Annotated in this window: 15 protein-coding genes; 5 read left to right on the top strand and 10 right to left on the bottom strand. The window is 63.8% G+C overall.

All coding sequences use genetic code 11. The features are described from left to right. Positions 1-89: 89 nt before the first annotated feature. From ACKLLE_RS16270 to ACKLLE_RS16280, 3 genes are read right to left on the bottom strand one after another with little or no spacing between them, the layout of a single operon-like run. Complete coding sequence (locus ACKLLE_RS16270) at positions 90-872, bottom strand: MetQ/NlpA family ABC transporter substrate-binding protein (protein ID WP_064303922.1); 783 nt, start codon at positions 870-872, stop codon at positions 90-92. A 56-nt stretch (positions 873-928) separates the two neighbouring features. Then, positions 929-1600 (bottom strand): methionine ABC transporter permease, encoded by a 672-nt coding sequence (locus tag ACKLLE_RS16275; RefSeq protein WP_009401743.1) that lies wholly within the window; start codon positions 1598-1600, stop codon positions 929-931. Further along, on the bottom strand, positions 1600-2607 hold the full coding sequence (locus ACKLLE_RS16280) for a methionine ABC transporter ATP-binding protein (protein WP_064303921.1): 1008 nt from the start codon (positions 2605-2607) through the stop codon (positions 1600-1602). The genes ACKLLE_RS16275 and ACKLLE_RS16280 overlap by 1 nt, the downstream gene beginning before the upstream one ends. Before the next feature lie 228 nt (positions 2608-2835). Between ACKLLE_RS16280 and katE the strand changes: the two genes are divergently transcribed. Then, a complete protein-coding gene (katE, locus tag ACKLLE_RS16285) occupies positions 2836-4974 on the top strand; it encodes a catalase HPII (protein ID WP_420058527.1) in 2139 nt (712 codons plus the stop codon). A 95-nt stretch (positions 4975-5069) separates the two neighbouring features. Here the strand turns inward: katE and ACKLLE_RS16290 are convergent, their stop codons facing one another. From ACKLLE_RS16290 to zur, 4 genes are all read right to left on the bottom strand, one after another. After that, complete coding sequence (locus ACKLLE_RS16290; RefSeq protein ID WP_420058528.1) at positions 5070-5789, bottom strand: PA5502 family lipoprotein; 720 nt, start codon at positions 5787-5789, stop codon at positions 5070-5072. Positions 5790-5924: 135 nt separating this feature from the next. Further along, positions 5925-6707 (bottom strand): zinc ABC transporter permease subunit ZnuB, encoded by a 783-nt coding sequence (gene znuB / locus ACKLLE_RS16295; RefSeq protein ID WP_064303918.1) that lies wholly within the window; start codon positions 6705-6707, stop codon positions 5925-5927. After that, a complete protein-coding gene (gene znuC, locus ACKLLE_RS16300) occupies positions 6700-7467 on the bottom strand; it encodes a zinc ABC transporter ATP-binding protein ZnuC (protein WP_420058530.1) in 768 nt (255 codons plus the stop codon). Before znuC ends, znuB begins: the two co-directional genes overlap by 8 nt. Further along, positions 7467-7949, bottom strand: a complete 483-nt coding sequence (gene zur / locus ACKLLE_RS16305; protein ID WP_420058531.1) for a zinc uptake transcriptional repressor Zur — start codon at positions 7947-7949, stop codon at positions 7467-7469. Before zur ends, znuC begins: the two co-directional genes overlap by 1 nt. 66 nt (positions 7950-8015) lie before the next feature. Between zur and znuA the strand changes: the two genes are divergently transcribed. Next, a complete protein-coding gene (gene znuA / locus ACKLLE_RS16310) occupies positions 8016-8954 on the top strand; it encodes a zinc ABC transporter substrate-binding protein ZnuA (protein ID WP_420058532.1) in 939 nt (312 codons plus the stop codon). Positions 8955-9066: 112 nt separating this feature from the next. Here znuA and ACKLLE_RS16315 read toward each other — a convergent pair whose 3' ends face one another. Both ACKLLE_RS16315 and ACKLLE_RS16320 read right to left on the bottom strand, forming a co-directional pair. Continuing rightward, positions 9067-10017, bottom strand: coding sequence for a homoserine kinase (locus tag ACKLLE_RS16315; protein ID WP_420058533.1), 951 nt, complete (start codon positions 10015-10017; stop codon positions 9067-9069). Between the two features lie 63 nt (positions 10018-10080). Continuing rightward, positions 10081-10368 (bottom strand): DUF2782 domain-containing protein, encoded by a 288-nt coding sequence (locus tag ACKLLE_RS16320; protein WP_009401712.1) that lies wholly within the window; start codon positions 10366-10368, stop codon positions 10081-10083. Between the two features lie 74 nt (positions 10369-10442). On the opposite strand from ACKLLE_RS16320, the gene polA reads away from it, so the two are divergent. After that, the gene (gene polA / locus ACKLLE_RS16325) at positions 10443-13256 is read left to right on the top strand and encodes a DNA polymerase I (protein WP_420058534.1); all 2814 of its coding nucleotides are present in this window, start codon (positions 10443-10445) and stop codon (positions 13254-13256) included. Between the two features lie 293 nt (positions 13257-13549). Here the strand turns inward: polA and yihA are convergent, their stop codons facing one another. Next, a complete protein-coding gene (yihA, locus tag ACKLLE_RS16330) occupies positions 13550-14182 on the bottom strand; it encodes a ribosome biogenesis GTP-binding protein YihA/YsxC (RefSeq protein ID WP_064303913.1) in 633 nt (210 codons plus the stop codon). 192 nt (positions 14183-14374) lie between these two features. Between yihA and ACKLLE_RS16335 the strand changes: the two genes are divergently transcribed. Both ACKLLE_RS16335 and ACKLLE_RS16340 read left to right on the top strand, forming a co-directional pair. Further along, positions 14375-14677 carry a c-type cytochrome gene (locus tag ACKLLE_RS16335; RefSeq protein ID WP_009401707.1) on the top strand — a complete coding sequence of 101 codons (303 nt, stop codon included), beginning with the start codon at positions 14375-14377 and terminating at the stop codon, positions 14675-14677. 33 nt (positions 14678-14710) lie between these two features. Beyond that, entirely contained in the window at positions 14711-15328 is a 618-nt protein-coding gene (locus ACKLLE_RS16340) for a c-type cytochrome (protein ID WP_279899787.1), read from the top strand. Positions 15329-15401: the final 73 nt, after the last annotated feature.

A 15401-nucleotide genomic window follows, 5' to 3' on the forward strand; every position in this document is an offset into this window, starting at 1 on the left:
TTGGGGGCCTCATCGCTGGCAAGCCAGCTCCCACAGGTTGTGGGAGCTGGCTTGCCAGCGATGAGGCCCTCAAGAGCGATAGAGAACTATCAGAACGCCGGAATCACCGCGCCCTTGTATTTCTCCTGGATGAACTGCTTCACCTCAGGCGAGTGCAGGGCACCGACCAGCTTCTTGATGGCATCGGAGTCCTTGTCGTTCGGACGAGCCACCAGGATGTTCACGTAAGGCGAGTCGGCACCTTCGATGACCAGGGCATCCTTCTCAGGATTCAGCTTGGCTTCCAGCGCGTAGTTGGTGTTGATCAGCGCCAGGTCGACCTGGGTCAGCACGCGCGGCAGGGTGGCGGCTTCCAGTTCGCGGATCTTCAGGTTTTTCGGGTTTTCGGCGATGTCCTTCGGCGTCGACAGGATGTTCGAGGCGTCCTTGAGCTTGATCAGGCCAGCCTTCTGCAGCAGCAACAGGGCACGGCCGCCGTTGGTGGCGTCGTTCGGGATCACCACGTTGGCGCCCGACGGCAGCTCGTCCAGCTTCTTGAACTTGGTGGAGTAGGCGCCCAGCGGCTCGATGTGCACGCCGGCAACGCTCACCAGGTTGGTGCCCTTGCCCTTGTTGAACTCATCCAGGTACGGCTGGTGCTGGAAGAAGTTGGCGTCCAGGCGGCCTTCGGCGACCTGTACGTTGGGCTGGATGTAGTCGGTGAAGACCTTCACTTTCAGGTCCACGCCTTCCTTGGCCAGGGTCGGCTTGACGAATTCGAGGATCTCCGCGTGCGGCACCGCGGTGGCGGCGACGCTCAGGGTTTCCGCGGCGTTGGCGGCAGTGGTGGAAAGGGCCGCGAACGCGGCGACGGCAGCGAACAGCTTTTTCATTGCATCACTCCTTGAGGGAGCCGCTCGGCCCCCGATGTGTCGGTCACGCCGACCCTTTACTTACGGGAAAAATGGACGACCAGTTTGTCGCCAATGCTCTGCAGAACTTGAACCAGGATCAGCAGCAGGACCACGGTGACGATCATCACGTCGGTCTGGAAGCGCTGGTAGCCGAAGCGGATCGCCAGGTCACCCAAACCGCCTGCGCCCACCACGCCGGCCATGGCGGTGTAGGACACCAGGGTGATGGCGGTGACGGTGATCGCGGCGAAGATGCCCGGCCGCGCCTCCGGCAGCAGCGCATTCATGATGATCTGCCGGGTGGTCGCGCCCATGGACTGGGTGGCCTCGATGATGCCGCGATCCACCTCGCGCAGCGCGGTTTCCACCAGGCGCGCGAAGAATGGCGTGGCCCCCACCACCAGCGGCGGAATGGCCCCGGCGACGCCCAGCGAGGTGCCGGTGATCAGCACCGTGACCGGGATCATCACGATCAGCAGGATGATGAACGGCAGCGAGCGGAGGATGTTCACCACCAGCGACAGCACGGCGTAGATGCCCTTCTGCTCGAACATCTGCCGCGGGCCGAACATGAACAGCAAAACGCCCAGGGGCAGGCCCAGCAGCACGGTGAAGAACAGCGAACCGAACAGCATGATGAAGGTGTCGCCGGTGGCCAGCCAGATCTCGGACCAGTCCACGTTGGCGAAGAAATTCAGGGCGTCCATCAGCGCAATACCTCCATATGAACGTCAGCCGCGGTGAAGCGGGCGAAGGCCGCTTCCATGTCGCCGCCGGTGACGGCCAGGGTCAGTTGCCCGTATGGAGTGTCCTTGATGCGGTCGATGCGGCCGGCCAGGATGCTGTAGTCGACGCCCGTCTCGCGGGCCACGGTGCCCAGCAGCGGCGCGTAGGTGGCGTCGCCCTGGAAGGTCAGGCGCACGATGCGCCCCGGGACGTGGGCGAAGTCGTCGCGCTGTTCGGCTTCATCCACCTGCTCGTCTTCCTGGACGAAGCGCCGGGTGGTCGGGTGCTTGGGATGCAGGAAGACATCGGCAACCGGGCCCTGCTCGACGATCTGCCCGGCGTCCATCACCGCGACCTGGTCGCAGACCCGGCGGATCACGTCCATTTCATGGGTGATCAGGACGATGGTCAGCTTCAGCTCGCGGTTGATCTCGGCCAGCAGTTGCAGGACGGAGGCGGTGGTCTGCGGGTCGAGGGCGCTGGTGGCCTCGTCGCACAGCAGGATCTTCGGCCGGGTCGAAAGGGCACGGGCGATGCCGACGCGCTGCTTCTGCCCGCCGGACAGTTGCGCCGGGTACTTCTTCGCATGCTCGGACAGACCGACGCGTTGCAGCAGTTCGGCGACGCGGGCGTCGATCTCCTTGCGCGACAGTTCGCCGGCCAGGGTCAGCGGCAGGCCGACGTTATCGGCGACGGTCTTGGAGGCCAGCAGGTTGAAGTGCTGGAAGATCATCCCGACCTGCTGGCGGAAGCCGCGCAGCTGGTTGGCATCGAAGGCGGTGACGTCCTCGCCATCGACGATGATCTTGCCACCGCTTGGCGCTTCCAGGCGGTTGATCAGGCGCAGCAGGGTGCTTTTGCCGGCACCGGAGTGGCCGATCAGGCCGAACACCTGGCCGTTGTCGATGCTCAGGCTCGTGGGGTGCAGCGCGGGAATGTCCCTACCGGCGACGCGGTAGGTCTTGTGGACTTGTTGGAACTCGATCACGTAGCGAACCTTGTGGGGCGCATGGGAATGGGGTCAGCGGTTAGCCGGTCGCGCATTTTAGCCTGTTCGTTTAGAGGTTCTTAGCATTTATTTCGTCATCGTCCATTGCTGCAGGCATAACGCGATCAGTGGTCAATCCGATGGAACGCCAGCCAAGCGGCCCCGGTCACTAGCAAAACAGCCCGCCAACGGGCATCCCCGCGATGGAACTGATGAGGACCGCCAGCCATGCCTAGCAAGAACGATGCGCCACGGGAAAGCCAGCTTGCCGGAACCGACACCCCGGACCGCGCCAATACCAATGCCAAGTTGCAAAGCCTGGAAACCGTGCGCAGCGACGCCACCGGCCAGGCCCTGCGTACCAACCAGGGCGTGAAGATCGCCGACAACCAGAACACGCTCAAGGCCGGCCCGCGCGGCCCGTCGTTGCTGGAAGACTTCATCATGCGCGAGAAAATCACGCATTTTGACCATGAGCGGATTCCGGAGCGCATCGTTCATGCCCGCGGTACCGGGGCGCACGGCTACTTCCAGTCCTACGGCAACCACGCGGAACTGACCAAGGCCGGCTTCCTCCAGGATCCGGAGAAAATCACCCCGGTCTTCGTGCGTTTCTCCACCGTGCAGGGGCCGCGTGGCTCGGGCGATACGGTGCGTGACGTGCGCGGCTTCGCCGTGAAGTTCTTCACCGACGAAGGCAACTTCGACCTGGTCGGCAACAACATGCCGGTGTTCTTCATCCAGGATGCGATCAAGTTTCCCGATTTCGTGCATGCGGTAAAACCCGAGCCCCATAACGAGATCCCCACCGGCGGCAGCGCCCACGACACCTTCTGGGACTTCGTCTCGCTGGTACCCGAATCGGCGCACATGGTGATCTGGGCCATGTCCGACCGCGCGATCCCGAAAAGCCTGCGGACCATGGAAGGTTTCGGCGTGCACACCTTCCGCCTGATCAACGCCGAAGGCGTGGCCAGCTTCGTCAAGTTCCACTGGAAACCCAAGCAGGGCGTGCTCTCGTTGCTCTGGGACGAAGCGCAGAAGCTCGCCGGCAAGGACACCGACTATCACCGTCGCGATCTGTGGGAAGCGATCGAGACCGGCAACTATCCGGAATGGGAACTGGGCGTGCAGATCGTCCCCGAGGCCGACGAGCACAAGTTCGACTTCGACCTGCTCGACCCGACCAAGATCATTCCCGAGGAACTGGTGCCGGTGACGCCGCTGGGCAAGATGGTGCTCAACCGCAACCCGGACAATTTCTTCGCCGAAGTCGAGCAGATCGCCTTCTGCCCCGGGCATATCGTGCCGGGTATCGACTTCACCAACGACCCGTTGCTACAGGGTCGCCTGTTCTCCTACACCGACACCCAGATCAGCCGCCTGGGCGGGCCGAACTTCCATGAAATCCCGATCAACCGGCCCATCGCACCGAACCACAATGGCCAGCGCGACGCCATGCACCGTGTGCGCATCGACAAGGGGCGCGCGGCCTACGAGCCCAACTCCATCGACGGTGGCTGGCCCAAGGAAACACCGCCAGCGGCGCAGGACGGCGGGTTCGAGTCTTACCAGGAGCGCATCGACGCGCACAAGATCCGCCAGCGCAGCGAATCCTTCGGCGACCACTTCTCCCAGGCGCGGTTGTTCTATCGCAGCATGAGCCCGAACGAGCAGGAGCACATCGTCAATGCCTACAGCTTCGAGCTGGGCAAGGTCGAGCGTGAGCACATCCGGGCCCGGGAAGTGAACGAGATCCTGGCCAATATCGACCTGGACCTGGCTGCAAAGGTGGCGGCCAAGCTTGGCCTCCCGGCACCGAAGGCCGGGACGGTGGATGTGCCGGAACCGTCGTTGAAGGCTTCGCCGGCGCTGAGCCAGATGAATCACCTTGGCGAAAGCATCAAGGGGCGCAAGGTGGCGCTGCTGGTGGCGGATGGCGTCGATGCCGGGCTGGCCGACAAGCTGACCAAGGCCCTGGAAGCCGAGAGCGTGCAGATCAAGGTGCTGGGGCCGACTTCAGCGCCGGTGAAAACCGCCGATGGCAAGACCTTGCCCGTGGATGCGTCGATGGAAGGCATGCCATCGATCGCATTCGACGCGGTCTGGGTCGCGGGTGGCAAGGCGGTGATCGACGCGCTGCAAGGGGATGGTGTGGCGGTCCATTACATCCTCGAGGCCTACAAGCATCTCAAGCCGGTGGCCGGGCATGCCGAGGCGAAAGCCTGGTTCGACAGCCTGAATCTCAAGGAAGACAGCGGGTTGCTGGCGGGGAATGATGCCAAGGTGATCAAGGCGTTCACCCAGGCCATCGGCAAGCATCGGGTGTGGGAGCGGGAGGCTGCGGCTAAAGCCATTCCGGCCTGATCATCGTCCCCTTGTGGGAGCGGGTTCACCCGCGATTGCGGTAGTGGATCCACCATCGCAATCGCGGGTGAACCCGCTCCCACAAGGTCCGCAGATTATTCGTAGGTGCGCTTCGGCGTCAGGACCACCTGGGCCGGCTGGCTGCGGTGAATCTCACTGCGCTGCTGCAGCTCGAAGGACGGATCACGCTTGCTGACCCGCTTGCCCAGCAGGGTCGACAGCCATGGATAATCGGCCTTGCGCGGCACCTGGAAGACCACTTCGCACTGGTAGTTGACGACATCGTCGGCGATATCGTCGAGCTGCCGACGCAGCTTGCCGATATCCCGGATATCCAGGGCGATCACGGTGCTTGGCGCCGTCGGGTCGATCACCTTGGCCTTCGGCTTGGCTTCGGCCGCTTTCAGCGCTGCTTCGGCACGGTCCAGCTCGGCCTTGCGCGCCTGGGCGATGGCACCGTTGACGCCGCCGGTCAGGGCCGGAGCCTTGGGCATCAAGGCACGGGCGCGGGCCAGGGCGGTGGCGGCAGCATTCACATCACCCTTCTGCAGGACGATCTGGCTGCGTTGCAGATACGCCTCGGCCAATTGCCGCTGGTACTGTTCGAGGCGGCTGTCGTCCGGCGCTTGGGCCTGTAACGCAGCCAGCTGGTCCTCGGCGGTGGCCAGTTCACTGCTGGCGATACTCTGCTGCAATTGCTGCCAGGCATCCGGCGCGGCAGGCACGGCGGCGCTTTCGACCGGCTTGCCTGCGCAAGCGGTCAGAATCAGGGAAAACGCGGCAAGGAGCAGATAACGGGAGGCGAACGGCTTCATTCCTACGACTCTCTATTTGCGCGAAAAACGAGCAAGTCTACACCCAGTCCGTGGGCGGGAACATCATTCCTTCGCTGGCGCTCGCGGGGTGCATGGGGGCGGACGCCACCGCGCAGGCGGCGTTCGCTGTTGCATTCAGCGCTTGGGCAGGGCCAGGCTCAGCAAGAATAGCACCGCGGCACAGACCACGATCGAGGGCCCTGCGGGGGTGTCCTTGAACCAGGACATGGCCAGGCCGCCACAGACCGCGACGACCCCGATAAGACTGGCGCCAAGGGCCATTTGTTCCGGAGAGCGTGCATGTCTTTGCGCGGCGGCGGCGGGGATGATCAGCAACGACGTGATCAGCAGCACGCCGACGATCTTCATGGCTACGGCGATGACGATCGCGATCAGCAGCATCAGTGCCAGGCGCAGGCCGGCCACCGGCAGGCCTTCGACCCGGGCCAGCTCTTCATGCACGGTCACCGCCAGCAGCGGCCGCCACAGCGCCACAATCAACAACAGCACCGCTGCGCTGCCACCGAGGATCCAGGCCAGATCGGCCGGGCTGATCGCCAGCAGGTCGCCGAACAGGTAGCCCATCAGGTCGATGCGCACATCGCGCATGAAACTCAACGCCACCAGGCCGAGGGACAGGGTGCTGGGGGCAAGGATACCGAGCAGGGTGTCCGAGGCCAGCGGCTGGCGCTGCTGCAAGGTAACCAGGAGCAACGCCAGCAGCAGGCAGCCGACCGTTACCGCCAGCGCCGGGCTGATGTCGAGCATGAAGCCCATGGCCACGCCGAGCAGTGCGGCATGGGACAGGGTGTCACCGAAATAGGCCATGCGCCGCCAGACCACGAAGGAACCCAGGGGGCCGGCCACCACGGCCAGGGCCAGGCCTGCGAGCAGGGCGTAGAGCAGGAAATCAGCCATGCTTGCAGTTTTCTCCATGCACATGCGGGGTGACCACCGAACCATGCAGGTCGTGGCTGTGGTCGTGATGATGGTGATAGACCGCCAGGCTTGGCGCGTTGTTGCCGAACAGCTCGACGAAGGCCGGGTCGCCGCTGACCTGCTCCGGATGCCCGGAACAGCAGACGTGACGATTGAGGCAGACCACCTGGTCGGTGGTGCTCATGACCAGGTGCAGGTCGTGGGAGACCATCAGCACGCCGCAACGGTGGCGGTCGCGCAGGCGGGTGATGAGGCTGTACAGCTCGGCCTGGCCGGCGACGTCGACGCCCTGGACCGGTTCGTCCAGCACCAGCAGCTCGGGCTCGCGCAGCAAGGCGCGGGCCAGCAGCACGCGCTGCATCTCGCCGCCGGAAATGTTCTGGATCGGGCTGTCGATCACCTGTTCGGCACCGACTTCCTCCAGGGCCGCCAAGGCGGCGGTGCGGTCTACGCCCGGAACTAGGCGCAGGAAGCGCAGAACCGAGAGCGGCAGGGTCGCGTCCACCTGAAGCTTCTGCGGCATGTAGCCGATACGCAGCTTCGGCTTGCGCCAGACGCTGCCGCGATCTGGCTTGAGCAGGCCGAGGACGGCGCGCACGAGGGTGGTCTTGCCGGCGCCGTTGGGGCCGATCAGGGTGACGATCTGCCCGGGGTCGACGGTCAGGTCGATGCTGTCGAGGATGCTCTGCCCGGCGATGGTCACTCCCACCTGCTGCAGGCGGATCAAGGCATTGCTCATCAGGCGCTCCGGCAACTGGCGCAGATGCCGACGACTTCCACGGTCTGCGCCTCGACGCTGAAACCGACCTCCTTGGCACTGGTGACGATGGCGTCGCTGATTGCCGCCTGCTCGAGCTCGATCGCGACATGGCACTCGCGGCAGATCAGGAATTGACCCTGGTGCGCATGTTCCGGGTGATTGCAGCCGATAAAGGCGTTGAGCGAGGCGATGCGGTGCACCAGGCTGTTTTCCAGAAGGAAATCGAGGGCCCGATAAACGGTTGGCGGCGCAGCGCGACGGCCATCCTGTTCGCTCAGTACGCCGAGGATGTCATAGGCACCCAGCGGTTTATGGCTCTGCCAGACCAGTTCCAGCACACGCCGGCGCAACGCGGTCAGGCGCAGCCCCTGGCGGGCACACAGGGCATCGGCTTCGGCCAGGGCAGTGTGGACGCAATGGGAATGGTCGTGTGGGCGGTTGGCCAGCGGGGTAATGGGCATGGGCGGCGACGGTTCTGGTGAGAGACGTTATTATGTTACCTCTCTTTGCATCAATGAGCGCTTATCGTGTCCCGATTTTTTGCCCTTTTTGTCGCTTTTGCCTCAACCCTGGTCGTGCTGGCCCCGGCCCGCGCCGACGTTCGCGTTCTGACCAGCATCCAGCCGCTGCAACTGATTGCCGCAGCGGTCCAGGACGGCGTCGGCAAGCCGGAAGTGCTGCTGCCGCCGGGCGCTTCGCCGCACCACTATGCGCTGCGTCCGTCGGATGTACGGCGGGTGGCGGAGGTGGACCTGCTGTATTGGGTAGGGCCGGACATGGAAAGCTTCCTGCCGCGTGTCATCACTGGGCGCAGCAAGCCTACCGTTGCGGTGCAGGGGCTGCCCGGCATGAGCCTGCGCCACTTTGGCGAGGACAGCCAATCCCATGAAGAGCATGACGCGCACGGGGATGACCCGGATGAACATGATCACGACCACCGCCCTGGCAGCCTCGATGCCCACCTATGGCTGTCCACGGTCAACGCCCGGGTGATTGCGGCGCGCATGGCGGCGGACCTGAGTGCGGCGGACCCGGCCAATGCCGCGCGCTACCAGAGCAACCTGAAGGGCTTCGAGCAGCGCCTGGATGTGCTGGACCAGCGCTTGAAACAGCGACTGGCCGGCGTGGCGGACAAGCCGTTCTTCGTCTTCCACGAGGCGTTCGATTACTTTGAATCGGCTTATGGGCTGAAGCATGCAGGCGTGTTCAGCGTGGTCCAGGAAGTGCAGCCGGGCGCCCAGCATGTGGCCGCCATGCGCAAGCGCTTGCAGGAGGCAGGCAAGACCTGTGTGTTCAGTGAGCCGCCACTGCGGCCGCGCCTGGCTGAAACCCTGACCGCCGGTTTGCCGGTGAAACTGGCGGAACTGGATGCGCTGGGCGGGACGCTGCCAGTGGATGCCAAGGGCTACGAGACCTTGCTGGCGAACCTGGGGAACGGGTTGGCGGGGTGTCTGGAAAGCCTATAAAGTCCCTGGCAACGACGCTGTACCCTGTGGGAGCGGGTTTAACCGCGATTGCTATGGTGGAATCACTATCGCAATCGCGGGTAAACCCGCTCCCACAGGGTCCGCGTGATCCTTATAGGGCGAAAGGCAGCGCCAGGCTTACATCCTGCCGCGCCTTCAAGCGCACCTCGAACTCCACCGGATCGTGAATCATCACATCCATCCCCGCGAACGATTCCGCCGCGATCAGGCGCGACAGCCAGAAGCGCACGCACGCGACCCGCAGCATCACCGGCCAGAGCTCGGCTTCCGCCGCCGTGAACGGCCGCAGTGCCGCATAGGCGCCGAGGAACGCCCGCGCTCGCGGCAGATCGATCGCTCCCGCCTCGTCACAGCACCAGTCGTTCAGGCTGATCGCCAGGTCATACAGCATCGGCCCCGAGCAAGCGTTGTAGAAGTCGATCACACCGGTCAGGTGCGTGCCTTCGAACATCGCATTGTCACGGAACAGGTCGGCATGCACGTTGGCCCGCGGTAGGGCCATGATCCGTGCATGATTGGCGCTGATCTCGTCCAGGCTGGCTTTCAGCAGGGCTTGCTGCCCGGCATTCAGTCGCGGCATCAATTCGTTGCCGGCCTGCAGCATCCAGTCCAGCCCCCGGTCGGTCTTGCGTTCCAGTGTGTGTTCGCGGGTCGCCAGGTGCAGGTGGCCCATGAAATCGGCGACCTGCACGCAGTGCTGGGCGTTGGGCGCCTTGATGTGCTTGCCGGCCAGGCGCGGTTGCAGCAGCGCCGGCTTGCCGGCCAGCTCGCGCAGGGCCACGCCGTCGGTGGCGGGCAAGGCATAAGGCACCGGCAGGTCGGCCTGGTGCAGCACCTCAAGCAGTTCGACGAAGAACGGCAGGTCCTGGATCGGTCCGCGCTCCACAAGCGTCAGCACGAACTCCCCCTGTTCGAGGCTGATGAAGAAATTGCTGTTCTCGGTACCGGCGGCGATGCCCTGGAAATCCAGCAGGCGGCCCAGTCCATAGGGGGCCAGGAAGGTTTCCAGCTGTGGCCGGGTCAGGGGGGTGAAGACAGACATGGTCAAAAACTGCTCAGTCAGGCACGTCGTCGCGACGTGCCGGGTGGATGTTAAGGGTCCGCGTTACCACTCGAAGATTTTCCAGGAGGGAATCAGCATGTCGGGTTGGTCGGACCGGATGAAGTTGGCGTCGCTACCGTCGGCACGCACCAGGAAGTACGGCTTGCCGTTCTTCGGTGTGACCTTGATCGCGTACAGGAAGCCGTTCTGACGGTATTCCTGAATGGTTTTGTCACCTTCCGTGCGAATGGTTACTTCCGGCTCGGCCGAGGGCGCTTCGTCCGCTGCCAGGGCTGCGACCGGCGTGCCGACGAGAAGGCCGAGCAACAACAGGCGATTGAATGTACCCATGATAACCTTGTCCCTTTGTCGTCAATGTTCCGGACATTCTAGCGCCGGGCCCGTCGAAAAGGTTGATTCCGCTCATGAGCCAAACCCCCCTCGTCCTGGTGGACGGTTCTTCGTACCTCTACCGTGCCTTCCACGCGCTGCCGCCGCTGACCACGTCCAAGGGCATGCCGTCCGGGGCGGTAAAGGGTGTGCTGAACATGCTCAGGAGCCTGCGCAAGCAATATCCGGACAGCCCGTTCGCGGTGGTCTTCGATGCCAAGGGCGGAACGTTCCGCGACGAGATGTTCGCCGACTACAAGGCCAACCGCCCGAGCATGCCCGACGACATGCGCGTGCAGATCGAACCGCTGCACGCCGCCGTACGGGCCCTGGGCTTCCCGCTCTTGTGCGTCGAGGGTGTCGAGGCCGATGACGTGATCGGCACCCTGGCCCGCAGCAGCGCCGCGGCAGCGCGCCCGGTGGTGGTGTCCACCGGCGACAAGGACATGGCGCAGCTGGTGGACGAGCACGTTACGCTGGTCAACACCATGACCGGAACCGTGCTGGATATCGAGGGCGTAAAAGGGAAATTCGGTGTCGCTCCGGAACAGATCATCGACCTGCTGGCCCTGATGGGCGATACCGCCGACAACATCCCGGGGGTCAAGGGTGTCGGCGAGAAGACTGCCGTCGGCTTGCTGGTCGGGGTCAATGGCGGCCTCAAGGAGCTCTACGACAACCTCGACCTGGTGCCGTCCCTGCCCATCCGTGGTGCCAAGACCCTGCCGGCCAAGCTGCTGGAAAGCAAGGAAATGGCCTTCCTCTCCTATCGCCTGGCGACCATCAAGTGCGACGTCGAACTGGACGTCGGCCTGGATGACCTGCACCTGGGCGAGCCGGATCGCGACAAGCTCATGGAGCTCTACACCGAGCTGGAGTTCAAGGGCTGGATCGACGAACTCGAGCGCGAAGCGCGCCGTGCCGCGCAGCCGGCCCCGGTGGCGGTGCTGGATGTCACCGTGGCGGCGGTCAGCGACGAGGCGCTGGTGGTGGCCGAGGTCGAGGTGCCGGTCGAGCCGGATTACGAGACCATCCTCGACCAGGCGCGTTTCGATGCCTGGTTGCAGAAACTCAAGGACGCCCCGCTGTTCGCCTTCGACACCGAAACCACCGGCATCGACGCGCAGCAGGCGCAACTGGTGGGTGTGTCCTTTGCGGTGAAAGCCCATGAGGCGGCGTATGTTCCGCTGACCCACAGTTACCCTGATGCCCCCGCGCAACTGGACCGCGACAGCGTGTTGCTGGCCCTGAAGCCGCTGCTGGAAGACCCGCAAAAGCTCAAGGTCGGCCAGCACGCCAAGTTCGACATGAACATCCTCGCCAACTGCGCGATCGGCGGCGACCCGGCCAACGGCATCACCGTGCGCGGCATCGCCTTCGACACCATGCTCGAATCCTACGTGCTCAACTCCACGGCGATCCGCCACGATATGGACAGCCTGGCGAAGAAGTACCTCGACTACAGCACCGTCAAGTTCGAAGACATCGCTGGCAAGGGCGCCAAGCAGGTGACCTTCGACAAGATCCACCTGGACAAGGCCGGCCCCTACGCCGCCGAAGACGCCGACGTGACCCTGCGCCTGCACCAGACGCTGTTCGCGCAGCTCCAGGCGATCCCGTCCCTGGCCAGCGTGCTGACCGACATCGAGATGCCGCTGGTGCCGGTGCTGGCGCGGATCGAGCGCCAGGGCGCGCTGGTCGATCCCGAATTGCTGAGGCTGCAGAGCCAGGAGCTGGGCGACAAGATGGTCGAGCTGGAGCGCGAGGCCATCGAACTCGCCGGTGAGCCGTTCAACCTCGGTTCGCCACGCCAGCTAGGCGCGATCCTTTACGACAAATTCGGCCTGCCGGTCTTGAAGAAGACCGCCAAGGGCCAGCCCTCCACTGCCGAAGAGGTGCTGGACGAACTGGCCGAGGAAGGCTATCCGCTGCCACGGGTGCTGATGCAGTACCGCTCGCTGAGCAAGCTCAAGAGCACCTACACCGACCGTCTGCCCGAGCAGATCAACCCGCGCACCCAGCGCATCCATACGTCCTATGGCCAGGCGGTCGCGGCCACCGGTCGCCTGTCGTCCAGCGATCCGAACCTGCAGAACATCCCGGCCCGCACTGCCGAGGGGCGGCGCATCCGCCAGGCGTTCATCGCGCCACCGGGCTACAAGCTGCTGGCGGCCGACTACTCGCAGATCGAGTTGCGCATCATGGCCCACCTGTCCGGCGACGAAGGCCTGATGAACGCCTTCCGCAACGGCCTCGACGTGCACACCGCGACTGCCGCCGAAGTGTTCAACGTGGCCCTGGACCAAGTGACTTCCGACCAGCGCCGCAGCGCCAAGGCGATCAACTTCGGCCTGATCTATGGCATGGGCGCGAAAAAGCTCGGCAAGGACATCGGCGTCGAGACCAAGCAGGCCAAGGCCTATATCGATGCCTACTTCGCCCGCTACCCGGGTGTACGCCAGTACATGGAAAGCACCCGCAAGCTGGCCGCCGAGCAAGGCTTCGTGGAAACCCTGTTCGGTCGTCGCCTGTACCTGCCGGCGATCAACTCGAGCCGCCCGATGGAGCGTGCCGGAGCCGAACGTACGGCGATCAACGCGCCGATGCAGGGTACCGCGGCGGACATCATCAAGCGCGCCATGGTCGCGGTGGACAACTGGCTGGAAAGCTCCGGGCTCGATGCCCGGGTAATTCTCCAGGTACACGACGAACTGGTGCTGGAAGTGCGCGAAGACCTGGTGGAGCAGGTGCGTGAGGACATTCGTCCGTACATGAGCAACGCTGCGCAACTGGATGTTCCGCTGGTGGTGGACGTTGGAGTGGGGGCGAACTGGGACGAAGCGCACTGAACATCGGGGAATGTCTGCGACATAAGGTCGCGCGAAATGCCCGACTCCGGCAGTCGGGCATTAAGAGAATTCCTACTTATCGCAAATAGTTTCTACACGCCCGGAACTAATCCGGTGAACCGACACTCAGAGGTACTGAATGGCTGGTGAAGCCCTTCAATGCTCCTATGTTGTGTTAAGTGTTGGCAGATATCCGGACCCCGCCCTAGCGGTTCGGAACTTGAACCCCGAACTTCCCCCTCCCCATACGAAGTCCGGGGTTTTTTTTGCCCGGATTTTTCGCCGGGCAGCCCTTATGCCTCGGGCTTGTCAGCCAGTTCCAGCCAGCGCGCGAGGACGGCGTAGGCTTCTTCCAGCCCCTGCCGTTTCGGTGCCGAGAACAGCTGGATGGTGATGCTGTCACCCCAGCCCTTGCGGATTTCCGACTGCACCTTGAGCAGGGTGTTCTTGGCCGCGCCGAAGGTCAGCTTGTCGGCCTTGGTCAGCAGGATATGCATCGGCATGCCGCTGGCCTTGGACCAGTCGAGCATCATCTTGTCGAAGTCGGTCATCGGATGGCGCACGTCCATCATCAGGATCAGGCCCTTCAACGCTTCGCGGCTGCCCAGGTAGGCCTCGAGGTGGCGCTGCCAGTGCTGCTTGAGCGGAATCGGCACCTTGGCATATCCGTAGCCCGGCAGGTCGACCAAACGCCGATCGTCATCCAGACTGAAGAAGTTCAACAGCTGGGTCCGGCCCGGGGTTTTCGAGGTACGCGCCAGGCTGGCGTGGGTCAGGGTGTTGAGCGCGCTGGACTTGCCGGCGTTGGAGCGGCCGGCGAAGGCGACTTCATAGCCTTCGTCAGGTGGACACTGGTCGACCTTGGCGGCACTGAGGGCGAATCTTGCCGTCTGGCAAAGTCCGAGGATGGGGTTTTTGACTTGCATGGGATGTCCGAAGTGAGCGTTGCCCGGGGTGGGTGCGGCAGGGTGTGTCGTTTCCGTTTCGGCAACGGGAGTATATAATGCCCTAGATTTTGTGTGCGCATTATCCCAGCGTAGGAGGATGTGCACGGGGGCTCAGACTTTAAAGGTTGCGCACTAGAACGCAATGAGCTTCCAACCCTGAAGGGTCGTTCGATGACGAAATGGCTGCTTGCAATCGGTGTCTTGATACCGTTTTCCAGCGCTCAGGCTACACAGGATCCCGAGGCGTTGTACAACCGCACCTGTGCGGCCTGTCACGCCGGGCAGCTGCCACAGGCCCCGAAAGCCGGTGATCGTGCAGCCTGGGAGCCAAGGCTGGCGCAGGGTATGGAGATATTGGTCGGGCATGTAACCCAGGGTTTCAAGGCTATGCCACCGCGTGGATTGTGCATGGACTGCAGTGCCGAGGACTACCAGGCAATCATCCAGTGGATGAGCGGTAGGCCCGATACATAACTCTTTCACCCTTAGCCGTAGTTGGATTAGCTGATGAACAAACTGATCGTGAGTCTGCTGTTGACCCTGGGCGTTACAGGCGGCGCCAATGCCGCTGGCACTATCGTTGGCGATGCCGCTGCCGGTCAGGCAAAAGCGGCCGTTTGTGGGGCGTGTCACAGCCCGGACGGCAATAGCGTCGCGCCGAACTTCCCGAAACTTGCAGGCCAGGGTGAGCGTTACCTGACCAAGCAGCTCCACGACATCAAGGACGGCAAGCGCACGGTCCTGGAAATGACCGGCCTTCTGACCAACCTCGGCGACCAGGACCTGGCCGACATCGCCGCCTACTTCGCCAGCCAGAAAGGCAGCGTCGGTGCTGCCGACCCGGCCCTCGTCGAACGCGGGCGCGCCCTGTTCAACGGCGGTGATCTGTCCAAGGGCCTGCCGGCCTGTACCGGTTGCCACTCGCCCAATGGCGCGGGTATCGCATCCGCCGGCTTCCCGCACCTGGGTGGCCAGCACGCCCAGTACGTCACCAAGCAGCTGACCGACTTCCGTGAGGGTGAGCGAACCAACGACGGCGACGCCACCACCATGCGCACCATCGCTTCCAAGCTCAGCAACAAGGACATCCAGGCGCTGGCCAGCTACATCCAGGGCCTGCACTGATCCGTCCGGCGGCAACGTTAACGCTGCGTTAATGGCGCGTGCCGAACATGAAAAGGGTGGCCTCGGCCACCCT

The organism is Pseudomonas bharatica, assembly GCF_048586865.1.
GTDB classification, from domain to species: Bacteria; Pseudomonadota; Gammaproteobacteria; order Pseudomonadales; family Pseudomonadaceae; genus Aquipseudomonas; species Aquipseudomonas bharatica.